The following is a 22,984-nucleotide window of genomic DNA, read 5'->3' on the forward strand; positions in this document are numbered from 1 at the left end:
CTAAGTCAACCCGAGCGGGAACGGGCTCAGCAGCTCGACCCCCGTTTCGGTCACGACGTAATCGTTCTCCAAACGAATCCCGCCGCGGAGCGTCGGATCGTAGAGCCCCGGCTCGCAGGTGAACACGTCGCCGACTTCGAACACGTCGTCCCATTGCGAATTCAAGTGGGGCGCTTCGTGCGGGAACAGCCCGATGCCGTGGCCGAGATGATGGAAGAATTTCGCCTCGGGAAACGTATCGAGATGGGTCTTCACCTGATGGAATAGCGCGCGGCAGCTTGCGCCGGGCTTCACCGTTCGTTCGACGAGCGGAAACACCTCGGCGATGTGCTTCCAGCAATCGAGTTGTCGCGGAGTCGGCCGGCCGTCGACGGCGATCGCGCGGCAGTTGTCGGCGAAGTAGCCGCGGAAAGCCGGGCCGAGATCGAGCACGTACAACTCGCCGGCTTCGATCTTGCGATTGCGCGGCGGCCCGCCCGGCTCGCCGCTGGCGTAGTCGTTGCCGGTGCCGGTCAGCATCTCGCCGAGATATTCGACCGCCGTGGCTTGAAGCGTGTTGAACATCTCGAGCTCGTTCAATCCGGGCCGGACGATCTCGCGGGCCTTGGCGTACATCGCACCGGTCGCGCCGATGGCATGCTTGATCCGCGCCAGTTCGTCGGCATCTTTGCGACGCCGGAGCTTGAAGAGCGCCGGCTCGATATCGATGAGCTCGATCTTGCCGTCGCTCTCTTGTCGCAAGGCTTCGGCATAGTGTTGCGGAAAACAAGAGAACTCGACGCCGATCCGCCGCGCCTCCCCTTGGCCGGCGAGCGCCTTGCGCATGGCATCGACCGCGGCCTGACGCTGGTCGTTGCGAAGCGTGCAGAGCCATTGAGCTTCGTATGTCGCCACGGCGTCGGCTGCGTGAACCGCCGGCGCTTCGTTCGGAGCGACGAGCGTGAAGGAGCCGTCTTTCCACAACGCCCCGAGCGGCTCGAACACCCAGCCGAATCGCGGGCCCGCGAGCCATTGCACATGCTCGGTGCGCGCGACGATCACGAGATCGAGATCGCGCTTCCGCATCTCGACCTGCAAGCGTTGTTGACGATGACGGCACGCGGAAGGATCGATTTCGAAAGCCATGTGGTTCACTGTTCGGAGAGTGAGAAATAGTCGCCCGCGAGGGATTCGCTTCGTCAAAGAATAATAAATGCAAGCGAGTAGGCGTAGTCCTCAGGCACTATTCTTGCTACGAGCAACGGAACGTCGCTAGCCGCGTGATGAATATCCGCGGCGAAAACCCTACAATAAGATCCATGCAAGCGCTCATCGAATGGATCGAAACGGCTCCCTATCCGCAGGCGATTGCGGCGCTGCTGGTCGAGAATCTGATCGTCTTCTTCTTCGCATTCGGCACGCTGCGGCACGACTACTGGAAGACCTTCGGCACGTTGCCCAGCGATAAAAAGTAGTAGGCACGTTCCACGTGCCGTAACCAAGCGGGCCGTGGAAGCGAAAGCGAGGTGCGAGCCGCCGTCTGTATTTAGCGACCGAAGGATTTTATCTGCGGGCCGTAAACCTACCGATTCCTTCAGAGCGGGGCCATCTCCACCGTGGCGGACGGCACGTGGAACGTGCCTGCTACTTTGTCGGACAGCGATAGTGAATGTAATCGCCTTCGGGAAGCTTGGCTTTAAGCGGATTCTCGGCGATGTAATTTTGCAAATAGTCGAACTGCTCCGGACTGCGCACCAGATGGTCGAAACTCTCTTCTTGCCAAAATCGACCTTTTCGGCCCAGGCATCGATTGATTCGTTTGGCGGTATAAGTCTTCCAAGAGAAGCATTGTCGTTCGATCTCGGTGTTGCCGATCAGCCCAACGAGTAAGTGAACATGATTCGGCATCACGACGAAATCGCCGAGTCGATAGCGGTCACCGTCTCCGCTTCGTAAACTTTCGGCGACGATCCCGTTGAACTCCGGTTTTCGCAACACGCACTCGCCGAGACCTCGGTCCAGCCACTCCATGAACTCGGGAATGAATTTTGCTTGAAATTCTTTTTCCAAGTCACGGTCGGCTTTGAGGCGATGATTCCAGTCGGCGCTTTCGGGACTAATGCCCCGTTCTCGAAGCCAAGAGTCGCGCCGCAATCGCCAGCCTCGCGAAAGCTCCGCAGGGACCGAATCCGCGGTTCGGAACGTTACGAAGTAGGTGACGCCCGGCTGATACCAATGCGGCATGTTGCCGGAGCGAACATCGAACTCAGCTTTCGGATCGAAAAGCTCGAATCCCAAATCAATCGCCTTTAAAGTAGTAGGCACGTTCCACGTGCCGTAACCAAGCGGGCCATGGAAGCAAAAACGAGGTGCGAGCGGCCGTCTGTGTCCGGCGACAAACTGCTTTAGCTGCGGGCCGTAAGCCTACTCTATCCTTTTCGGCGGGGCGTTCTTAATTGTGGCGGACGGCACGTGGAACGTGCCTGCTACTTTACGAGCATCTCGTAGGCGTCGAGGTCGAATTCTTCGGCTTGGTCTTCGCCGGCTTCTCCTTGCCACACGAGCGTGGCGAGTTCGCCGAGCGCGTCGGCCCAGTCGCGGCCGAGTTCCGCGCGGAGATGTTGCGGCAATAAAACGATGAGCCGCTTCGCCCCTTTCGGTCGGCCTGGCATCACAGCGTAGAACCGATCGAGATACGACGTCGATTCCAAGGCCGCGCGCAGGAGGTCGTCTAAGATCATGGGCGACAGGGCCGCGTGTCGCTCGGTCGGCTCGAGGATGATCTGGAAAGTTCCATGCGGATTGTTCCGCACTGACTCGCCGACGATCTCGATCGCCCGCGCACGCCCCGCTGCGAAGTCGCCGCTCCGAAGCCAGATCGTGAACGCCTGCGACATCCGCGCCGCCGGCGGAGCAGCTTGCTGCTCACCAGTCGTAGCACGCATCGAATCCAAGTCGACAAGCCGACAATGCACCAGTCCATCGTGTACCAGTCCATTGTGTACCAGTCCATTGTCGCCGCTTGCGGGTTCGCGAGCCGTCGAGCCCGCCCCTGCGCCGACTCCGTCCACCCAAGTCTCCTCCGGCGAAAACGTCAGCAACGGTTCTTCCCAAGGGTCGAACTCGATGTCGAACATCTCTTGCGCTTCGGTCATCAGTTCGTACATCTCGCCGATGTCGAGCGTCGGCGTCTTCATCACGTAATATGGCGTGCGGGTCTGGTACTGTAGGCCGAGGATTTCCGCTTCGCTCCGGAACGCCGTGCCGGGAAGAATCGCGAGGTTGAAGACTTGGATCGAGCTGAAGAACCGGTTGGCGTGTAGATAGTCGAGCCCGCGGCGCACGCTATCGACCGTGTCGCCCGGCAGGCCGATGATGAGATCGACCTTCACGCGAATGCCGACGTCGAGCAGCGACTTCACGCCGCGCTCGAACGCCTTCATGTTGTTCTTACGGTCCATCAATTCCATCGCGAGCGGATCGACCGACTGCAAGCCGATTTCGACTTCGGTGAAGTTCGCCTCGCGCAGCAGCTTCGCGGTCGACTCTTTGATTCCCTCGGCGCGTAGCTCGCCGAAGTAAGTGAACTGCTTGTCGGGGTTCTCGCGCGCGAGCAGCCCGACGAATTGATCGAAGTTGCGGCCTTGGTTGAGCGTCGGATCGAGCAGCACGACCTCGCGCACTCCCCGCTCGCGCGCGTGCCGCAAGTTCGCGACGATCTTCTCTTCCTCGACGTAATACAGCGCGTCGTAGCTCTTCGGGTAGTAGCAAAACTTGCACTTATAGACGCAGCCGCGGATCGTTTCCAACAGCAGCATCTTCTCGTCGCCGGCGTCGAGAATGCCCGCCAGATACGGCGACGAAATATCGTTCAGGTGCGCCAGCGGCTTGCGAAACAGCGGCCGCGACGTCATCCCCCGCACATGCAGTCCCGCGATTGCGCTCAGGCCGTGAACGATCGGAATCGCGTCGTCGACGGCCAAAGCCGCGAGCAGCTCGACGAACGTCTGTTCCCCTTCGCCGACCGCCGCGTAATCGACCGCCGGATGGCGCAGCGTCCAATCGTTGTCGGCCGTGATCTCGGGCCCGCCGACCACCACGATCAGTTCCGGCCGGCGCTCCTTGAGTCGTTCGAGAATCCAGAGCGTGCGGTCGATGTTCCACAAATAGCAAGTGAACCCGACCATCCACGGCTCGCGCGCGAGAATGGCTTCGACGAGCGCCGCATCGCCGAACGTGTTCGCTTCGTGCGTCGGCAGAATGTCGATGCGGTAGCGATCGCCGAGGCCGCGCAGCTCGGCATACATCTTCAGATAGCCGGCCGCGAGCGGCACGTTACCGTGGACCGGCGTCGGCCCGACGGGCGGGATCGGCAGCTGACAAAGAAGTACGCGGCGCATGGACATCGGTTACTTCTTTTTCGGCGCGAGAGGCGCCAGCTCTTGGATCTCGATGTTGCGGAACTGCACGAGCGACGGCGGGCTCGTCCATTCCCCTTGCGCGTTCTTGCTGCCGTGGTGCTGCAGGCCGATCGGGCCTCGCGCCGGCAGGCCGGGCAACTCGGCGTATTGCAACACCTGCCGGCCGTTGAGCACGACCGACACGCGGCTGCCGCGCACCGTGATCTCGAACTTATTCCATTGGCCGATGTTCTTATCGGCGTTCACGCGCGGCACGACGTCGGCCCGCGTCGCGGCCGGCATCGTCGGATCCATGCGGTAGCCGTACACCTCGCCGGAGCCGCAAGGCCAGCACCAAATGTTGATCTGCGATTTCATGTCGCCGCGCAACAAGATGCCGGAGTCGCTGTCGGGCACGGTGATCGTGATCGGCTTGCCGTCGGCATCGAGCTTGTGCGTGCCGTCGGCTTGGATGATCGGTACGCGCGGGTTCAGATACGGCGTCGACGTGATGCGCCACTCGCAGCGGAAGACGAAGTCGCCGTATTGCTTGTCGGTCCAGAGATGCTTGTCTCCCTTGGCCTCGGTCTCGGCGTCGTAATCGATCACGCCATCGACGACCTTCCAGTGCCCACCATCACCCTCGGGCACCAGCCAACCGGAGAGATCCTTACCGTTGAAGAGGGAGACGAAGCCTGTGTCGTCGGCGCAAGCGAACGGCAGGCCTACGCCCAGCGCAATAAAAATGCTCGAGAAGAAACCCGCGCAACGGCGTAGCGACGACATGACGAAAGTCTCGGCAAAAGCGAAGGGAAAGCGTAAACAGAGGAACGTTCCATCCTAACTACGCTTCGCCGGCTTGGCGAGCGGCGAGTAGTGAGGGCTCCCATTCGGTTCTCCGCATGCGAAGTCTCGCAATTCCTTCCGGTTACGAAGAAACGAGGGCCTCGCGGTCCCCCGCTCTCCTCGGAGGATCGGCGTAATCGGGAAACTTCAGCAAGCGTTCTGCTTGCTGTGTACCGCGCCGTCGCCGGCCGTGCGGCCATTCGCCATTAGAGCCGCCATCGGCACGAATCGCTCGTCGCGCTTCAACGCCGCTGCCGGGACTACGGTGATGAGCACGCTCTTGAAAGCCGGCGTCTTCGACGAAGGATCGCTCGAGCGCGGCACCAAGACGTTCGCCTCCGGATAATACATCAGCGCGTTGCCGGCCTTGATCTTGTCGAACGCCGTGACGACGACGTTGCGCATCTCGCCGGTTTCGTTCGCGATGTGGCAACGTCCGCCGTCGGTAAGGCCGAGCCGTGCAACGTCGTCGGGATGCAGCGCGATGATGTCGCGCCGCTCGATGCCGCGATAGAGGTCGTAGTCTTCGTAGACGACCGTGTTGAATTGTCCTTCGCTGCGCACCGTCATCATCCGCAGCCGGCCATCGCTCACCCCTTCGGCATCGCAGCCCGGCAGGTCGGGCAGGTCATGCACGAGCATCTTCGCCTTGCCCGACGACGTGGGGAAGCGGGGTGTGTAGAACGTTCGCCCATCGATCTGAAACTCTTGCTTCGTCTTATCGATCTCGGCCATCTTGTCGAAGCCCGGCACGACCGCGGCGATGGTCTCGCGAATGCGCCGCGCGCTCTCCATGCCGCGCCAGTCGATGGGGCCGGTCGCTTCGGTGCCGAGCACGCGCTGCGCGAGGTGCGCGATGATCTCGATCTCGCTGCGCGGGCCTTCGTGGCGGCGCGGGCCGCCGTCGCTCATGCGCACGTAGCTGAACATCGACTCTTGCGTCGTTGCTTGCGGCTCTTCGTCACGCGCAAGCACCGGCAAGATGATCGTCTCTCGGTCGGCCAGCCCGAAGGCGTGGCCGGTGTTGAGCGTGGTGTTCATGTAGACGAGCTGATCGACGCCGCTAAGCGACTTCTGCGCATAAGTGGCATCCGGGTTCGACCCGAACAAATTGCCGCCGAGACAAAAGCCGACGCGCATCCGTCCCGCATCGGCAGCTTCCATGCAGCCCATCGTGTCGAGCCCGGGGGTCGTCGGCAGGCTGACGTTGAAGTGCGTTTCCAAGCGTTGGAAGATCGCGTCTTTGAGTTTCGGAGTAACGCCGACGGAGCCGATCCCTTGCACGTTCGAGTGTCCGCGAATCGGCATCAGCCCTGCGCCCGGCCGACCGACCATGCCGCGCATCAGCGCCAGGTTCGCGATCGCTTCGACGTTTTTGACGCCGTACACATGATGCGTGATCCCCATCGTCCAAGAGAAGACGACGTTCTTCGCCGCGGCATAGCGCTCGGCGATGGCGTCGATGTCGGCTTTCGATGTGCCCGACTTGCGAATGATCTCGTCCCAAGTCAAAGTCTTCAGCCGCTCTTCGTATGCGGGCCAGCCTTCGCAATAGGCCTCGAGATACGGTCGGTCGATGGCGTCCATTTCGAGGATGCGCTTCGAGATGCCGGTGATGAGCGCGAGGTCGCCGCCGATGTCGGGCTGCACGTAGAGCGTGGCGATCTTCGTGCCGAAGAGCATGCTGATCGGATCGCTCGGCACTTTGAAATTGACCATGCCGGTCTCGACGACCGGATTGATGACGATGATTTCCCCTTTGCGCCGGCTCAGGTTCTTCAGCGTGGTCATCAAGCGCGGGTGGTTGCTGGCCGGATTGCCGCCGATCACGAACACGCAATCGGCCGAGTCGAGATCGTGAAGCTGAATCGTGCCGACGCTCGACCCGAGCACGTTCGTGAGCCCGACGCCGCTGGCTTGGTGGCAATAGAAGCTACAGTTGTTGACGTTGTTCGTGCCGTAGACGCGGGCGAAGAGTTGCAGCAGGAAGCCTGCTTCGGTGGAGCTGCGCCCGCTGAAATACCAAAACGATTCATCCGGCTTCGTGGCGCGCAGCTTGTCGCCGATGCGCGTCAGCGCGTCGTCCCAAGAGATCGGCTTGTAATACTGCGCACCTTTTTCGAGCACGACCGGCTGCACGATCCGGCCGCAGTATTCGAGCTCGCGCGGCGTGAAGGCTTGCAACTGCGGCACCGCGTAGGTGCTCCAAAACTCCGGCTTGATGGCTCCTTGCATGTCGGAGGCCATCGCCTGGAGCGACTTCTTGCAGACTTCGGGAAAGTGGCCGATCTCGTTGACCATCCCGCCCGACTGGCCTCCCATTCCGAGCGCGCAGGTCTTGCAGGCATTCTTGGAGCGCATCGCGGTCCAGAACTTCCAGATCTTCCACCCGCTCGATTCGTAGGCCTTGCGAAAGGTATAGCGAATGGCCTGCCAGCCGCCGCCGGACGTAAGTTTTTTCATAGATCGAAGGGCGTGTTGCGAGGTGGGCGGATGTTATTGGGCGTGGAAGAAGCGCGCGATCGGCACGGCGAAGTTCGGCAGCAAGTCCGGGAGCGTGAAGACGGCATCGGCTTCGAGTGTCACGACCTGCCGGTTCTCGAAATAGATCGTCACGGTTTCGTGTTCCGGATCGGCGACACAGGCGATCGACACGCCGGCCTGCAGATACTCGGACGATTTCGCGAGCAAGTCTTTCCAAGTTTCGCTTGGCGACTTGACTTCGAATACCAGTTCCGGCGGTTGCGTGGGGTAACCTAGAGGGACCTCGTCTTTCGGAAGTCGCGCGTAACTGTAATAGGCTACATCGGCTCCGCGTACGGAGTCGGGATCGCGATGCGTCACGACACCGGAATCATTTCCGCTGACCCGGCCGATGGGGTTCTTGCGAAGATAGTCGCGCAACTCGAACGCGATGTTGACGCAGACGACCCCGTGGCGGAAGTTCGGTACGTTCATCATCATGATCTGTCCTCGCACCAACTCCATCGGGCCTTGGTCGGAGCCGAGCTGCGCGAATTCTTCGGCGGTAAGTAAGGCGTTGGTCGTGGTCATGATGCGCATTACCCGAACTGGGCAACGTTACGAGGCATGAAAGAAACGTTGAATCGGCACGGCGAAGTTCGGCAGCAAGTCCGGGAGCGCGAAGACGGCGTCGCCTTCGAGCCTGACATCGCTGCGGTCGGAGGAATAAATCGTCACGATTTCGTCCTCTGGATCGACGATGCACACAATTGCGACACCTGCCTGAATATACTCACCGTTTTTCGTGTGAAGTTCTTTCCACGTATCGCTCGGCGACTTGACTTCAAACACTAACTCCGGCGGTTGTGCAGGATATCCTTTCGGCACCTCACCTTTCGGAAGGCGAGAGAAACTGTAGAACGACACGTCGGGACCGCGAACCGAATCTGGGTCGCGATGAGTGACGAAGCCGGCATCGTTGCAAAAGACGCGACCGATAGGATTTTTGCGCAGATAGTCGCCCAGTTCAAACGCAATGTTGAAACAGACATAACCGTGGCGAGCACCAGGTACGTTCATCATCATGATCTGTCCTCGCACCAACTCCATCGGACCTTGGTCGGAGCCGAGCTGCGCGAATTCTTCGGCGGTGAGTAGGGCGTTGGTCGTGGCCATAGATGGCTTCGCGAAGCGAGAACGCGGAAAATCGTGTCGCCGATTCAGTTCGATCGGCACTCTCCCGATTGTACCGCGCCGCCCCAATGGGTGTAGCCGAAAGCTTCGTGTGCGAGCCTGTAAATACGCAGATATCGAGTTCGGCTTGTTCGTTTCGGGCTCGGCGTGTTGTAATGGTCGTGTCGCGAAAACCTTTGAGGAAGCCAGCATGCAGCGCCGCGTTCATTCGACTTATGCTCGGCACACCGCTCAAGTCTCGTTCGGGCTCGTCGCCGGCGGAATCGGCTGTTTGGTCGGCGGCCTCATCGCCAAGTCGTTCGGGCTGCACGATCTTGTGACGGTGATGAACGTCGCCTTCGCGGTCTTCGCCATCGCGCTGGCGATCCGCTGGTTCAGCGCCGGCGAAACCACGACCTGTCCCAAGTGCGGTTCCGCGCTGACGGCCGACAAGGTCCGGACGCGCCGGCTCGGGCTCACGTTTCGCTGCCGCCCCTGCAATATCCTCTGGCTCACGCAACCGGAGCCGGGAGCGCTGGAGCAAACCGAGGACGACCCTGCCGACGAAGCCGAAGACCACGATCCCGACGCCGACGGCTACAACGGGGAAGAACTGGTCGACAACCACGACCCCTTCGCCCCAGCCGCGCACGACGAAGCGGAGCGGAAGGAATAGCCCTGCCGGCCGCGACGGTTGCAGATGCGTCCATTTTATTGGCGCGGATCGCTCGCCGGCGTACGATAGAGGGCCGCTCGCGTCTGCTGCGAGCCCCGCCTTTTACTTCGGTTTCCAGACCCCGCCACCCCGCCTTCGGACCTCTGATGTCTTTCGGCCGCCAGTTCGTCGTGTCGGCGCTTGCGCTCTTGTTCGCCCTGCCGGCGACCCCATCGGCAATTGGCGCCGAGGCGAAGCCCGCCGCTACGGCAACCATTGCAGCCAACAAACCGGCGTCTCAACCGGCAGCCGTGTCGGTTGCGATCCCTGCGATTCCTGCGACGTCGCCGGCCGTGGCTCCCGACTACGACAAGCAGATCCATCCGTTCTTGGTTGCCCACTGCATCAAGTGCCACGGTGCGGCGAAAGAAGAGTCGGGCCTTCGGCTCGATTCCGTCGCGGCGATGCTCAAGGGAGGCTATGCCGGCCCAGCCGTCGTGGCGGGCCAAGGGAAGACGAGTCGGCTGGTGTCGGCCATGCTTGGGAAAGACGATCTCTCCGTCATGCCGCCGGAAGGGCCGAAGATGAAGGCCGACGACGTGGCGATGATCACCCGCTGGATCGATGCCGGCGCGCGGGGCTCACAACTTGCCGCTATCGCCTCGCAACCGAATGCGACCGCGAAGCCCAACGACCATTGGGCCTACAAGCCGATCCGCGTCGGGGAGCTTCCTAAGAATGCGAACGCCGCTTGGGCTCGCAACCCGCTCGATCGCTTCGTGCTCGCGAAGCTCGAAGCGGCCGGCTTCGCTCCTTCGCCCGAGGCCGATCGCGCGACGTTGATTCGCCGGCTGAGCCTCGACCTGATCGGCTTGTTGCCGACGCCGGCCGAAGTCGAAGCGTTTGTCTACGACAACGCGCCGGATGCTTACGAGAAATTGGTCGAGCGCTTGCTCGCTTCGCCCCACTACGGCGAACGCTGGGGACGCCACTGGCTCGATGCGGCCCGCTATGCCGACTCGAACGGCTACACGATCGACAGCGGCCGCTCGATTTGGAAGTATCGCGACTACGTGATCAACGCTTTGAACGCCGACTTGCCGTTCGACAAGTTCACCATCGAACAAATCGCCGGCGACATGCTCCCCGGCGCCACGCAACAGCAGCTCATCGCCACCGGCTTCCATCGCAACACGCTCGTCAACGAAGAAGGTGGGACCGACAAGGAACAGTTCCGCGTCGAAGCGGTCATCGATCGCGTAAGCACCGTCGGCACCGTATGGCTCGGGCTCACGGTCGCCTGTGCCCGTTGTCACGACCACAAGTACGACGCGATTTCGCAGCGCGAGTTCTATCGGATGTTCGCGCTGCTCAACAGTTGCGAAGAGCCGATGCTTTCGTTTCCCACGGAGCATCAAGCGAAGGAAGAGCCGGCGCTGTTGGCCGAGATCGCGCAGGTGACGAAGCGTTTGGGGGATGTTGAAGCCAGTTCGCCGGGACGTCAGCGCGATTGGGAAAAGACGCTTCGGACCCAGATCGAGAAGTTGCGAACCGAAGGAGATCTGCCGGAAGTGGTCGGCGTCCTCGACGACGTCTCCAAGGCGCTGACGATTGCCGAAGAGAAACGCACCGAAGTGCAGAAGACGCTGCTGGCCGACAAGTGGCGGAAGTTCGATCCGGAACGCCGGCCGCTCGATGTGCAGCTGGCCGAGCTCAACGCCAAACATAAACAACTCAAGGCCAAGATCACGACGACGTTGATCGTGCGCGAGATGGCGAAGCCGCGCGAATGCTATATCCATATCCGCGGCGACTTCCTTCGCAAGGGAACCAACGTGGAGCCCGGCACGCTCGCGGTGTTGCCTCCGCTCTCGAGCGAGAAGCCGCAAGCGACCCGGCTCGACATGGCCCGTTGGCTCGTCGACCCGAAGAACCCGTTGACGCCGCGCGTGACCGTGAACCGGATCTGGCAGCAATACTTCGGCGTCGGGCTCGTCGGCACGGAGAACGACTTCGGCACGCAAGGCGATCGCCCGACGCACCCGGAGTTGCTCGATTGGTTGGCCGATCGCTTCGTGCGCGGCGACGGCTCGCAGACGGGCGCTTGGTCGCAAAAGGGCGTGCATCGGTTGATCGTCACCTCGGCGACGTATCGACAATCGTCGGCGATGCGGCCGGAGTTGCTCGAGCGCGATCCTTATAACAAGCTCCTCGCTCGGCAATCGCGGATTCGACTGGAAGCGGAAACGATTCGCGACGCCGCTCTTTCCGCGAGCGGGCTACTGACGCGCGAAGTCGGCGGACCGGGAGTTTATCCGCCGCAGCCCGAGGGAATCTATGCGTTCACGCAGAACAAGAAATTCTGGCCCGCTACGACCGGGACCGACCGTTATCGTCGCGGGATGTATACCTACTTCTGGCGTTCGAGCCCTTATCCGTTTCTGATGACGTTCGATGCTCCCGATGCGAACGCCGCCTGCACGCGCCGTGTGCGCTCGAACACTCCGCTGCAAGCATTGACGCTCGCCAACGATCCGGCCTTCGTCGAGATGGCCGCGGGAACGGCGAACCGCATTCTGCGCGAGGCCCCTGCTTCGAGCGATGCCGATCGTATCGCGTATGCGTTCCGAGTGTGCTTCGCGCGCGAGCCGAAGCCGATCGAGGTCGAGCGGCTGCACCGGTATTTGATCGCGGAGCGGAGCGCGCCGCCGGTGGTTGTGGTTTCTGCGGCGGCTTCTGCTAGTAAAACGGCTGCGCCCGCGAACCCGCAAGCGAACGTGGCGGCTGTTGCGACGACGGTTGCATCGGCTAGCGCGGCAGCAAAAGAGAAGCCTCCGGTTGATCTTGCCGCTTGGTCGGCCGTGGCGCGTGTGTTGCTCAATCTCGACGAATTCATTACCCGCGAATAGGCTCGTCGTTAGTAGGAATAGAACCCATGAACGAAGCCTCGGCCCAACTGCTGCGAATGCTCGACGATCGGCACGCGCTCGCCGCCACGCGCCGGCAGTTTCTCGAAGGAGCCGGTCTTTCGATCGGCGGGATCGCGCTGGCTTCGCTGCTGGCCGATGAAGGCATTGTCTCCAACGGTTTGGCCGCCGCACCCGCTATCCAAGGGAAGTCGCCGCTGGAGCCGAAGCCGCCGCACTTCGCTCCGAAGGCGAAGCGCGTGATCTTCCTCTTCATGGCAGGCGGACCGAGCCAACTCGAGCTGTTCGACAATAAGCCGAAGCTGCAAGAGCTCGACGGCCAAGTCGTGCCGCCGGAGTTTACCAAGGGAAAGCGTTTCGCGTTCATCAAAGGGACGGCGAAGCTCGTCGGCACGCGCCGTAAGTTCGCCAAGCACGGCCAAAGCGGGCTCGAACTCGGTGAGACGCTTCCGCACCTCGGCTCGATCGCCGACGACGTGACGCTGATCCGCAGTATGAAGACCGACGTCTTCAACCACGGTCCGGCGAAGCTCTTCTTGAACACCGGCTCGCCGCAGTTCAGCGGTCGGCCGAGCATGGGAGCTTGGGTCACGTACGGCATCGGCAGCGAGTCGCAAGACCTGCCGGGCTTCGTCGTGTTGCAGAGCGGCCCGCGCGGGCCGCGCGGCGGCTCGGCGCTCTACGCGAGCGGTTTTCTGCCGACGACTTATCAAGGGGTTCCGTTTCTCTCGGGGCCCGAGCCGATCTTAAACCTGAGCAATCCGCCGGGCGTCGATCGGGCGCGACAGGGAGATTTCTTCTCGGCCGTGCGCGATCTGAACGGCGCACATCTCGATGCCGTCGGCGATCCGGAAATCGCCACGCGCATCGCGGCCTACGAGATGGCGTATCGGATGCAAGCCAGTGCGCCGGACTTGATGGACCTGTCCGACGAAACCGAAGAGACGATGAAGATGTACGGCGCAGTACCGGGCAAGACTTCGTTTGCGAACAATTGCTTGCTCGCGCGCCGGATGATCGAGCGCGGCACGCGATTCGTGCAACTCTATCATTCCGATTGGGACCACCACGGCAATCCGACGACGCATCTCGGCGAGCCGCTGACGAACATTTGCAAAGAGGTCGATCAGCCGGCCGCGGCGCTCGTGCGCGATCTCAAGCAGCGAGGCTTATTGAAAGACACGCTTGTCGTGTGGAGCGGCGAGTTCGGACGGACGCCGATGGGCGAGCCGCGCGACCTCGTCGGCCGCGACCACCACATCGACGCCTATAGCTGCTGGCTCGCCGGCGGCGGCACGAAGCCCGGCCAAACGATCGGCAAGACCGACGAGATCGGCTACAACGTCGTCGAAGATCCCGTCCACGTGCATGACCTGCAAGCGACGATCTTGCACCTCTTAGGCCTGGATCACTTGAAGCTGACTTACAAGTTCCAAGGCCGGAATTTTAGGCTCACCGACGTGCATGGCAACGTGGTGAAGAAGTTGCTGGCGTGATAAAGCAGTGGTCGGTTGAAGAAGCAGATGCAGCGCGTTGATGTATCGCTTGGGGATGGAGCTGCTGCGTCGGCGCCCCTCATCCGGCCTATCGGCCACCTTCTCCCGCCGGGAGAAGGGTTCGCGCTTGGCCTTCGTCATTAGACATTAGGCCTTAGTCATTTCCTCACCTAGTATTTCGACGACGATTGGACCCAACTATCCCAGTTGTAGGTCTGATCGACGACGTTGCCGCCGACGCGCATGATGCTGCGCTGCAAACGGTAGCCGCTGTTCACGGCCACGCCGCGCGGGCCGGAGAAATACGGACCCGTCGGTACGCGATGCGCCGCCGGTCCGATCTCGACGGTCTTCGCCGGAGCGTGGCTGTAGTACGACCGCTCGAAGAGATAGTTGCCGGCTTCGGCGCGGGGGAGCGCGCCGAGCACGACGACGACGGCCAAAGCCGCCGCAGACAAGATGCGTGTCATGATGTGAATCTTGGGGAGGGAGATTTGAAACGGAAAAGTCGAAATGCAAAATGCAAAACGGGGAGACTTGAATCGCGTGCCGCACGAGGAACGGGGAGTTCGACGTGCGACGTAACGCGTTGTCTTGTTTCTACCGACGACTACTTGGGTTGCCCGGTTACTTGGGGTGCTCGACGAATAGTTCCGCTTTCTTCGGATCGTAAACGTAGCGATGCTCGGGCATGAGTTCGGGCAGCTTGATTCCTTGCTTGCGGATGATTTGTTCCATGAATTCTTCGTGCGAAGCCGGCTTGCGGTTGTTCGCGAGTTCGAAATACTGCATCGCCTTCGGAATCTGAACCTGATAAACGAGCTGATCCTTCACCGTGAAATAAGCGGTCAGCGGCGTCGTGATCAGATCGACTTCGTACTTTCCTTTCACGGTCATCGCCGCGCTCGCTTGGTGGCGTGCTACGTCGTCGGCCGGAGTGAGTTCGGTGTTCTTCTTCGTCGTTGTCGTCGTTGATAATGTCGGTTTCGGTTGCGGCGGCGGAGCGAAGACGGGTGCTTCGACGACCGGAGCCGGCGCCTTCGCGGCCGGAGTCGGTTGACTCGCCGGCTCGCAACCTGCCGCGGCCATTGCAGCCGAAATCATCATCGCCTGAGCGGTCCATCGCATGTCGTCGCTCCTTCGTGGTGAAGTGAGGAATCGAAAGGCAAAACCGTTTTACGCTTTCAACTTCTACACCTTCAGCTTCCAACTGCGCATTCGTTCCAGCCGCTCGTGCTTCGTAAGGTCGAAGTGGAGCGGCGTAAGGGTCACATATCCTTTCGAGAGTGCGGTCAGATCGGTTTCATGTTCGCTCGGTCGCGGCGGCGGATCGTTCGTCGCCCAGTAGTAGGCCCGACCGCGCGGATCGATGCGCTTCTCGTACGATTCGCCGTAGCGGTCCAACCCCATCGGCACGACATGCACGTCGCGCGATCCTCCCGGCTCCAGTGCGGCGGTCGGGATGTTGAGGTTGAAGAGTTGCGGCTCCGCTGGTTGGTGTCCGTCGTCCTTACGTTCCACAATTTGCTCGATCGCGCGCCGCGCCAAGAGCGCAGCTGAATCGAATTTCGCATGTTCCGAATATTCCAACGATACGGCCACGCTCGTCAGCCCGAAGAACGCCCCTTCGATCGCTGCGGCGACCGTTCCCGAATACAGCACGTTGATTCCGGCGTTCAGCCCGCCGTTGATGCCGCTCACGACCAAGTCCGGCCGGCCGGCGCAGAACTCGAACAGCCCGAGCTTCACGCAATCGGCCGGACTTCCTTCGACGGCCCAACCGCGGCGCACGTCGCCGTCGAACTCCTCGCGCGCGACCAGTGGGCTCAGAAACGTGATCGAATGCCCGACGCCGCTCTGCTCGACCAGCGGCGAAACGACCGTCACTTCGGCGATCTGCCGGAGTTCCCGTTCTAAGGCTCGAATCCCTGGGGCGTAAATTCCGTCGTCGTTCGTCAGCAGTATTCGCACGGTCGATCCTTCTTCGCGAGGCTTCCTAGCGGACAAAATTCCATCGTAATTAGCCCCTCGGGAACCGGCAATCGAAAACAAGGCCACGATTCAGGTTACGGCCGGCAAGACGCAGCGAAACCAAGAGCGAAACAGCCCGCGAACAGGCCTGAATCACGGGAATTCGTCGCCGTCTTGCCTCCTTGATGGGTTCGTCGAATAGGTGGATTATGGTCGTTTACCGTGAGCGGGTGATGAGGTGCCGGTGAGCGGCGCGTCAGCTTTCTCGCCGCTAGCCTTGCGGGGTGCGGATTTCTATAATCGCGGTTTGGTCGCCCGTCGACAGTGACCGACCGTACGGTCGTCATCGTCGACGGGTGCTTTGTTTTTAACGGCGGATCGAAACTTCGTTCCGCTAACTTGCTCCGCTTCGCTGCCTCTTTTTTTCGTTACGCTTCCCACGGCCCCGAGCCGTGGCTTTTAGAGAACTTCGCTATGCCCTCTCCGTCCGCCGCTTCTGCCGGTTCGCGTCGTTTGGTCGACGAAAAGGTGGTCGTCCTCGATTTCGGTTCGCAGTACGCCCAACTCATCGCCCGTCGCGTTCGCGAGGCGCATGTCTATTGCGAGATCGTGCGCCACGACATCACCGCCGAACGGCTGCGGGCCATCGCGCCGCGCGGGATCATTCTTTCCGGCAGTCCTTCCAGCGTGTACGAAACGACCGCGCCGAAGTGCGATGGCGAACTCTTCAAGCTCGGCATTCCCGTGCTCGGCATTTGCTACGGAATGCAGATCGCCTGCGAAACGCTCGGCGGCAAGGTCGAGAGCGCGCCGGCGCGCGAATACGGTCGGGCCAAGATCCATGTATCGGATTCCGGCAGCGAGTTGTTCGCCGACGCACCGACCGAGATGGAAGTCTGGATGAGCCACGGCGATCAGGTCTCGCGCGTCTCGGCGGAGTTCCAGCCGCTCGCCGGCACGAGCACCTGCCCGATCGCCGCGGTGCGGCATGTGTCGCTGCCGTTCTATGGCTTGCAATTCCATCCGGAAGTCACGCACACGCCGCAAGGCAAAACCATTCTGCATAACTTCTTGAAACGGATCTGCGGCTGCCTCGGCACTTGGAAGATGGAGCAGTTCGCCGCCGAAACGATCGAGCGCGTCCGCGAGCAAGTCGGCAACCAACGGGTGATCTGCGGACTCTCCGGCGGTGTCGATTCCTCGGTCGTCGCGGCACTTCTGTCGCGGGCCATCGGCGATCAGCTCTCGTGCATCCTCGTCGACAACGGCTTGCTCCGCAAAGACGAAGAAGCGGCCGTGATTCGCGAGTTCACCGGCCACTTCAAGGCCGACCTGCATGTGGTGAAAGCCGAAGATCGGTTTCTGAAAGCGCTCGCCGGCACCGTCGATCCGCAAGAGAAACGCCGTCGTATCGGCCATGCCTTCATCGATTGTTTTTCCGACGAAGCGGCGAAGATCAAAGACGCGACGTTTCTTGCGCAAGGCACTCTTTATCCCGACGTGATCGAAAGCGGCGCCGCCGCCGACGGACCTGCGGCGACGATCAAGCTGCATCACAACGTCGGCGGCTTGCCCGAAGATTTGCAGTTCAAACTGATCGAGCCGCTGCGAGATTTGTTCAAAGACGAAGTCCGCGCGCTCGGCCTCGAGCTCGGCTTGCCCGAGGAGATCGTCTGGCGTCATCCGTTCCCCGGTCCCGGCCTGGCGGTGCGCTGCCTCGGCCCGATCAATCGCGACCGGCTCGACAAACTGCGCGACGCCGACGCGATCGTCGTCGGTGAGATCAAGGCGGCCGGTTTGTATCGTGCGACGTCGCAGGCGTTCGCCGTATTGCTGCCGGTGCAGAGCGTCGGCGTGATGGGGGACGCGCGCACCTACGAAGAAACGATCGCCGTTCGCTGCGTGAACACGGAAGACTTCATGACCGCCGACTGGAGCCATCTGCCGTACGACCTCCTGGCCCGCATCTCGACCCGAATCATCAACGAAGTGAAGGGGGTGAACCGCGTCGTCTACGACATCAGCTCGAAACCCCCGGCCACGATCGAGTGGGAATGAAGTAAAGAAGTGAAAGAGGCGTGGCGCAGAAGAGTGCTTGTCGCGACGCGTCAAGAAAGGTGTAATTTCTCTCTCTTCTCGCTCGTTACATTCGCTTAGAATCGTCCTCACGTAATAAACGTGTAATGGCACAGGCATTACACCGATCGTGATTTCATTCGAGGCATTCATGGTAATGATTCCGTGTTCCGCGTGCGGTCGGAAGCTGAATGTTCCTCCGGAACGAGTCGGCACGCAGGCCGATTGCCCTGCCTGCAAGTCACGAATTACGCTCGCGATCTCGACCGCGATTCCGGCTCCGATGTTTACAGTCGATGCCGCTCCCGTTCGCGCCGGTCCCATTCCGTACGTTGAAAGAGCGTAACGAACCGGATACCGAACCTAAGCACGTTCAAATCGACGCTTCGCAATCCGGCCGCGAGCATCAACCGAATTGGCCGATGGTCTTGGTGATGGTCGGTACGCCGCTCGCGTTCTACGTTCTCATTCTGTGCCTGTCGCTGAACGGACGGTTTCAAGAAAATCGATTGATCGTTCGCGATCAAGGGGGCATCTTCGTTGTCACCACGAGTTGGGCGGCCATTAGTCTCGGACTTGCCTGGTTTTGGTATTCGCGAAGTAGGCCCCTCGCGCAACCGAGCAGCGCGTATGCGCAGCCAAATCAAGCGAACGAACCCTCGCTCGGCGAAAGTATGGCCCAAGTCGTGTCGTTCGGTTATGTGGCTATGACGGCACTCATCGCGCTGATCGTGGTTTCCATTACGGCCATACGGATGAACGGCGATAAGCTTGCCGGGCCGCGGCCGCGACCGACTCCTGCCGTTCCCCGTGCGGCGCGTTCCGAACCGCCGAAGGTGCGATTTCATCCTCAAGGCATCTCCGAAGAAACTTGGAAAAGCTTCGAGACCGAGCACGGTAAGTTTTCGATCGCGATGGTCATCTTGGAGAACGTTCCCTCAAACGATCGAATTCGACAATCGATCGAACGAAACTTAACGAAGGGGATGCAAAACCGCCAGTCTAAGCGCCTCGATCAAGAAACGCTGCAATGGCTTCTTGCAATAAAAAACTTGCAGCAATTCGCGGCCAACGTGAAGTTCACCGATGTTAAGGACATCGACCACGCGACCCGTACGATCACGTTGAAGTTCAACCATGAAAAGATGCGGCGGTTTATGGAGGCGGAAGACGAGGAACGAGGCGTAACGGCGTTCTTGAGATCGAGTAAGGCTCCCCAAAATATCGAACTCGCTAAAAACTTGTACGATCGTTATGGCGAAAAGTCAGTCGTGTTCGTTGTCTTTGAAGGTCTTTCTGGTGCGGTAGACACTTCCGTCATTTTCCATTCTCTCCGAAAGAATCAGTCTCACAACAGAATGAATTGGTTGATTTATCAGAAGTCGGGCGAATCCGTTTATGCACCGGTCGGCGACATACATGCCTTAGCCGCGACATTCGAGTTTGCCAAGTCGACGAAAATCGACGAAGCGAATCATAGAATCACGATCCACGTCGATCCGGAAAAGGTTCTCCGAATGGCTGAACTTCGTAAGGATGCCGAAGCGATCGAGGCTTATAAAATGACGTTACGGCACGGTAGTAGACACATCGATCAGGATTTTGAGGATCTGCGGCGGATACACGGCGACCGGCATGTCGCGATCATCAACGTCGCCAATCGGATTGCAGGGTTTGGAGCCAAGCCGAACGCGGTCTTCCTGTGGTTAAGAAAACGAGTACCGATTCTTTACTCCAGCTCACTGGGTCGGCAAGGCGAACAATTCGTAGTTAAAGTCGACGACTTCAAGACTTTCACAGCTTCGATCGATTTCGGGAGGATCGTGAGTGTCGACGAATCGTCTTCCACGATCACGATCGATCTCGCTACGAAAAAAGTAAATCCTATCGATGTGAATGGAGTCACCAAAACCGATCGTTATGAGGCCATCAACGGAGATGACTCACTTTTCTGGGATCATTGTCGGCTAAGCAAAAAACACGGAGAGACGCAGGTCGCTATTGTGAAGGTCGGGGGAATGCCCACGGACGACGTCGCTCGAACCGCCGTTCGCGAGGCGCTTCGCGATGGAAGAGAGGCGTTTAGGGTGTATGTCCTTGACAACAACGCGGAAATGTTTCTGGTAGCGCCGATAGAGCAATTCGATCGTTACGTGGAAGGGATTTATTTTTCCGAAAGTATAAGTAAATCTGGATCTCATGTTGATATCAGCTTAAGTCCGGCAAGTGTGGAGCGGCTGTTGCTTAAAAAATCAAAATAGTTTCCGGTCGAGCCGGACGACCGCTTACGAAGCGGCCGCAGCAGGCGAACCTTTCGGAACGAGCACTGCGTGGTAACGGGTGAGGCTTGGTGGGAACTCCGTTCCTTCGAGCGGTTCCAGCGTGTATCCGAGCGGGACGATCTGTTCGCGGCAATACGCTAGGAATGCGTCGCCGATCCAATGCACTTCGCACATCACGATCGGGCGAAACTCGCGGAGCGTTTCTTGCATCCCTTTCAGCACCTCGATCTCCGCTCCTTCCACGTCGATCATCACGAGCGTCGGGCCGCGCGGTCGGCGCGTGCGTACGAAGTCGTCGATCGTCGTGACGGCGACTTCGATGCCGTCGCGGTTCGGATCCTTCGGCGTGGTCGTGCTGTGGCCGGTCACCGCGGCTAAGTAGAGCCGCGTGCGCCCGGTCGTCGACGCGACGGCGGTCTCGACCGTCTCGACGTTGGCAAAGCCGTTCAGGCCGGCGTTCTTCTTCACTTGAGCTACGCACGCCGGGTTCGGCTCGAACGCAACCACATGCCCTTTCGGCCCGACCAGCCGGGCTCCGAGCGTGGTGTAGAACCCGATGTTGGCGCCGATCTCGTAGAAGACTCCGCCGGGGAGCAGATACCGGCCAAGCGCGTCTTGTTCGTGAGGTTCCGACGTTCCCAGCAGGTAGCCCGCATTCCCACCGCGCGCATCGAAGCGCAGGCCGGCGCCGATGCCGTGTTTGATCACCCCTTCCTTCGCCAGCAACCGCTGATTGGCCCAACCGAGCCACGGGCCGACGAGGGGAAGTCGATATTGCAGCGCCGCGATCCAGCGCAGAACCCCGATCGGCAACCAACGTAGCAACCACATCGAATTTACCTCTCCCGCGAACCGTTCGTCGCCCAGCAGAAGCCCACCGGCCAGACGCTTTTCATCCCGTTACCCATCATACTACGAAGGCCTCGCATCCGACGGCAAGTATTTGCGCCAAAGTAGCAGGCACGTTCCACGTGCCGTCAGCCACGTGCGCCGTTCGAGCTAATTGCAAGATCGCGACGCACGCAACCTCCGTTCACACACAGCTTCCGTTCAATAGCCCCGGATGCATATCCGGGGCCGCACCGCACGATCGTTCCGTATCAGCTGTGGCGAACGGCACGTGGAACGTGCCTGCTACTTTGTAGACAAACGTGTGTATGATAAACACCGTTCGCGCACCCCTGGGGAAACAGCGAGGCTCGCCGATGCGCAATTTTCTGATCGCGTCCGCTCTCGTCATCTTGCTGCTGTTGGCTTATGTGAGAAACATCATTCTCTCATGCGGCCATCCGTACTATGCCCAAACGGAGATCAGCCAACTCCATTCCGCGATGCGAGGTTATCAAGAGAGATACGGTGAGTTCCCCCCTTGCCTCGCCGACGCGAGCCTCGTCGCGCGACAAGAACGGTTTATGAAGCACTTAGCAACCGCTTTTCCCGGGAGCGCGTATGGGAAAACGGTGCAAGACTACCAACGCTTGCGCGAGCGACTGCTCTCGACTCCTGCGCCTGACGAGCAAGCGTACCTTTTCATCAATCGCTCGGGCCAACCCGAGCCGCTCAACTTAGACATGCTGGATCCGGCCGAGTCGCTGGTGTTTTGGCTGGGAGGCTTTCCGGCTCCGTTCGATGCCGAAAAGTATACCGACCGTAAGAGTCTCTTCGGCTTTCATCGCGACCGCGACAATCCGTTCCGGCGCGACTCGCTGCAGGCGGAAGGAAGTGATGCATTTCGTTTCCGCACCGACCCGCTTCACGACTTCCGCAACGAAGGATTTACCGACAACGATGCCGACGGATGGCTGGAATACTCGTTGTATCTTTCTGCTACTGAGGAACTCAATACTCCTGTCGTTTATTTCGATGCCGCGACGTACCAAGCTTCGTCGCAACATGCGGCGCTGCTCGGCACGGTGCGCTATCCGGCCGACGGAACGCTTGTGAAAGCATGGGGCTATGCGATTCCTTATCTCGAAAAGTTTTCTCCCGCTCAGCCGGAAACTGCGGTTTGGAGAGAAGCCGACTCCTTCCAACTGATCGACGCCGGCAAGGATAATCGCTACGGCCCCTCCGCGCATCCGGATACCCGACGCATGGTCGAACTCCCTTCCGGCCGAACGTACACGACGGTTTATCCCGGCCCGTATGTCGAAAGCGAACTTTCCGCCGAGGAAAAAGACAACCGCACCAGCTTCGTGAAATAAAGTGACGCCAAGGTAGCAGGCACGTTCCACGTGCCGTCCGCCACGGAGGACTTTTTGCAACCGACACGGCTTCTTCGCTAAACGGCGCACGTGGCGGACGGCACGTGGAACGTGCCTGCTACTCAAACAAAGCACGGCCGTGATCGCGCCGGCTTGCGACTCGAAAAAAAGTTCGTGCGTCGTCGCCCGAGCGGGCTTGGGCTTCTTGTCAAACGATTCTCTGCGCAGAGCATTCCGCCCGAACCGGCTTGCTTCGCGGGAAGCAAGGCTGGCTCAGGCGACGACGCACCGGACGACGCCCAGGGCAGCGAAGCGGTCCCTGCGATGTTGCAACTTCGCAGAGAACGTCGTGCAAGTTTCGATCCTCGTTGGTTGTCGTTTTGCGTTTCATCCACGAACGCAAGACGACCGAGGATCGCGCTGCGTGCGTGTTTGCCGAAGCAAACCCATACCCACCGCAGGCCGGAAAGAGACACCGAACGATTTGCTTTCTCGTTCGATCGACCATCGTC

General features: G+C 60.3%; 18 protein-coding genes. 7 read left to right on the forward strand and 11 right to left on the reverse strand.

Annotated features, from left to right (window positions below):
• Window positions 1–1,125: a Xaa-Pro peptidase family protein gene (locus K8U03_12045; protein MCE9605616.1), complete on the reverse strand. Its 1,125-nt coding sequence runs from the start codon at window positions 1,123–1,125 to the stop codon at window positions 1–3.
• A gap of 173 nt (window positions 1,126–1,298) precedes the next feature.
• On the opposite strand from K8U03_12045, the gene K8U03_12050 reads away from it, so the two are divergent.
• Window positions 1,299–1,454, forward strand: a complete 156-nt coding sequence (locus K8U03_12050) for a hypothetical protein (GenBank protein ID MCE9605617.1) — start codon at window positions 1,299–1,301, stop codon at window positions 1,452–1,454.
• Window positions 1,455–1,623: 169 nt separating this feature from the next.
• Here K8U03_12050 and K8U03_12055 read toward each other — a convergent pair whose 3' ends face one another.
• The 6 genes from K8U03_12055 to K8U03_12080 form a co-directional block, all read right to left on the reverse strand.
• Entirely contained in the window at window positions 1,624–2,304 is a 681-nt protein-coding gene (locus K8U03_12055) for a transposase (GenBank protein MCE9605618.1), read from the reverse strand.
• Between the two features lie 161 nt (window positions 2,305–2,465).
• On the reverse strand, window positions 2,466–4,385 hold the full coding sequence (locus tag K8U03_12060) for a B12-binding domain-containing radical SAM protein (GenBank protein ID MCE9605619.1): 1,920 nt from the start codon (window positions 4,383–4,385) through the stop codon (window positions 2,466–2,468).
• A gap of 3 nt (window positions 4,386–4,388) precedes the next feature.
• Entirely contained in the window at window positions 4,389–5,165 is a 777-nt protein-coding gene (locus tag K8U03_12065; protein MCE9605620.1) for a DUF1080 domain-containing protein, read from the reverse strand.
• 207 nt (window positions 5,166–5,372) lie between these two features.
• Entirely contained in the window at window positions 5,373–7,688 is a 2,316-nt protein-coding gene (locus K8U03_12070) for an FdhF/YdeP family oxidoreductase (protein MCE9605621.1), read from the reverse strand.
• 33 nt (window positions 7,689–7,721) lie between these two features.
• Window positions 7,722–8,279: a Uma2 family endonuclease gene (locus K8U03_12075; GenBank protein MCE9605622.1), complete on the reverse strand. Its 558-nt coding sequence runs from the start codon at window positions 8,277–8,279 to the stop codon at window positions 7,722–7,724.
• Window positions 8,280–8,306: 27 nt separating this feature from the next.
• A complete protein-coding gene (locus K8U03_12080) occupies window positions 8,307–8,864 on the reverse strand; it encodes a Uma2 family endonuclease (protein ID MCE9605623.1) in 558 nt (185 codons plus the stop codon).
• A gap of 208 nt (window positions 8,865–9,072) precedes the next feature.
• Here K8U03_12080 and K8U03_12085 point away from each other — a divergent pair, with 208 nt between their 5' ends.
• The 3 genes from K8U03_12085 (at window position 9,073) to K8U03_12095 (ending at window position 13,939) form a co-directional block, all read left to right on the forward strand.
• Complete coding sequence (locus K8U03_12085; GenBank protein MCE9605624.1) at window positions 9,073–9,537, forward strand: transposase; 465 nt, start codon at window positions 9,073–9,075, stop codon at window positions 9,535–9,537.
• A gap of 146 nt (window positions 9,538–9,683) precedes the next feature.
• Window positions 9,684–12,425, forward strand: a complete 2,742-nt coding sequence (locus K8U03_12090; GenBank protein ID MCE9605625.1) for a PSD1 and planctomycete cytochrome C domain-containing protein — start codon at window positions 9,684–9,686, stop codon at window positions 12,423–12,425.
• 56 nt (window positions 12,426–12,481) lie between these two features.
• Window positions 12,482–13,939 carry a DUF1501 domain-containing protein gene (locus K8U03_12095; protein ID MCE9605626.1) on the forward strand — a complete coding sequence of 486 codons (1,458 nt, stop codon included), beginning with the start codon at window positions 12,482–12,484 and terminating at the stop codon, window positions 13,937–13,939.
• Window positions 13,940–14,109: 170 nt separating this feature from the next.
• Here K8U03_12095 and K8U03_12100 read toward each other — a convergent pair whose 3' ends face one another.
• The 3 genes from K8U03_12100 to surE all read right to left on the reverse strand — a co-directional run bounded on the left by K8U03_12100 (window position 14,110) and on the right by surE (window position 15,910).
• Complete coding sequence (locus tag K8U03_12100; GenBank protein MCE9605627.1) at window positions 14,110–14,409, reverse strand: hypothetical protein; 300 nt, start codon at window positions 14,407–14,409, stop codon at window positions 14,110–14,112.
• 157 nt (window positions 14,410–14,566) lie between these two features.
• Complete coding sequence (locus K8U03_12105) at window positions 14,567–15,067, reverse strand: hypothetical protein (GenBank protein ID MCE9605628.1); 501 nt, start codon at window positions 15,065–15,067, stop codon at window positions 14,567–14,569.
• A gap of 63 nt (window positions 15,068–15,130) precedes the next feature.
• A complete protein-coding gene (surE, locus tag K8U03_12110) occupies window positions 15,131–15,910 on the reverse strand; it encodes a 5'/3'-nucleotidase SurE (GenBank protein MCE9605629.1) in 780 nt (259 codons plus the stop codon).
• A gap of 474 nt (window positions 15,911–16,384) precedes the next feature.
• On the opposite strand from surE, the gene guaA reads away from it, so the two are divergent.
• Together guaA and K8U03_12120 are read left to right on the forward strand one after the other, a co-directional pair.
• Window positions 16,385–17,968 (forward strand): glutamine-hydrolyzing GMP synthase, encoded by a 1,584-nt coding sequence (gene guaA, locus K8U03_12115; GenBank protein ID MCE9605630.1) that lies wholly within the window; start codon window positions 16,385–16,387, stop codon window positions 17,966–17,968.
• Between the two features lie 314 nt (window positions 17,969–18,282).
• On the forward strand, window positions 18,283–20,247 hold the full coding sequence (locus K8U03_12120; protein ID MCE9605631.1) for a hypothetical protein: 1,965 nt from the start codon (window positions 18,283–18,285) through the stop codon (window positions 20,245–20,247).
• 24 nt (window positions 20,248–20,271) lie between these two features.
• Here the strand turns inward: K8U03_12120 and K8U03_12125 are convergent, their stop codons facing one another.
• Window positions 20,272–21,099 carry an FkbM family methyltransferase gene (locus K8U03_12125; GenBank protein MCE9605632.1) on the reverse strand — a complete coding sequence of 276 codons (828 nt, stop codon included), beginning with the start codon at window positions 21,097–21,099 and terminating at the stop codon, window positions 20,272–20,274.
• A gap of 374 nt (window positions 21,100–21,473) precedes the next feature.
• Here K8U03_12125 and K8U03_12130 point away from each other — a divergent pair, with 374 nt between their 5' ends.
• A complete protein-coding gene (locus K8U03_12130) occupies window positions 21,474–22,472 on the forward strand; it encodes a hypothetical protein (protein ID MCE9605633.1) in 999 nt (332 codons plus the stop codon).
• Window positions 22,473–22,984 lie beyond the last annotated feature (512 nt).

The sequence above is a fragment of the Planctomycetia bacterium genome, assembly GCA_021413845.1.
Lineage (GTDB): Bacteria > Planctomycetota > Planctomycetia > Pirellulales > PNKZ01 > PNKZ01.

Excerpts from the sequence above, each read along its gene's own strand:
- K8U03_12045 (MCE9605616.1), bottom strand. The coding sequence starts at position 1,125 with ATGGCTTTCGAAATCGATCCTTCCGCGTGCCGTCATCGTCAACAACGC.
- K8U03_12050 (MCE9605617.1), top strand. The coding sequence starts at position 1,299 with ATGCAAGCGCTCATCGAATGGATCGAAACGGCTCCCTATCCGCAGGCG.
- K8U03_12060 (MCE9605619.1), bottom strand. The coding sequence starts at position 4,385 with ATGTCCATGCGCCGCGTACTTCTTTGTCAGCTGCCGATCCCGCCCGTC.
- K8U03_12065 (MCE9605620.1), bottom strand. The coding sequence starts at position 5,165 with ATGTCGTCGCTACGCCGTTGCGCGGGTTTCTTCTCGAGCATTTTTATT.
- K8U03_12070 (MCE9605621.1), bottom strand. The coding sequence starts at position 7,688 with ATGAAAAAACTTACGTCCGGCGGCGGCTGGCAGGCCATTCGCTATACC.
- K8U03_12075 (MCE9605622.1), bottom strand. The coding sequence starts at position 8,279 with ATGACCACGACCAACGCCTTACTTACCGCCGAAGAATTCGCGCAGCTC.
- K8U03_12080 (MCE9605623.1), bottom strand. The coding sequence starts at position 8,864 with ATGGCCACGACCAACGCCCTACTCACCGCCGAAGAATTCGCGCAGCTC.
- K8U03_12085 (MCE9605624.1), top strand. The coding sequence starts at position 9,073 with ATGCAGCGCCGCGTTCATTCGACTTATGCTCGGCACACCGCTCAAGTC.
- K8U03_12090 (MCE9605625.1), top strand. The coding sequence starts at position 9,684 with ATGTCTTTCGGCCGCCAGTTCGTCGTGTCGGCGCTTGCGCTCTTGTTC.
- K8U03_12095 (MCE9605626.1), top strand. The coding sequence starts at position 12,482 with ATGCTCGACGATCGGCACGCGCTCGCCGCCACGCGCCGGCAGTTTCTC.
- K8U03_12100 (MCE9605627.1), bottom strand. The coding sequence starts at position 14,409 with ATGACACGCATCTTGTCTGCGGCGGCTTTGGCCGTCGTCGTCGTGCTC.
- K8U03_12105 (MCE9605628.1), bottom strand. The coding sequence starts at position 15,067 with ATGCGATGGACCGCTCAGGCGATGATGATTTCGGCTGCAATGGCCGCG.
- guaA (MCE9605630.1), top strand. The coding sequence starts at position 16,385 with ATGCCCTCTCCGTCCGCCGCTTCTGCCGGTTCGCGTCGTTTGGTCGAC.
- K8U03_12120 (MCE9605631.1), top strand. The coding sequence starts at position 18,283 with ATGCCGCTCCCGTTCGCGCCGGTCCCATTCCGTACGTTGAAAGAGCGT.
- K8U03_12125 (MCE9605632.1), bottom strand. The coding sequence starts at position 21,099 with ATGTGGTTGCTACGTTGGTTGCCGATCGGGGTTCTGCGCTGGATCGCG.
- K8U03_12130 (MCE9605633.1), top strand. The coding sequence starts at position 21,474 with ATGCGCAATTTTCTGATCGCGTCCGCTCTCGTCATCTTGCTGCTGTTG.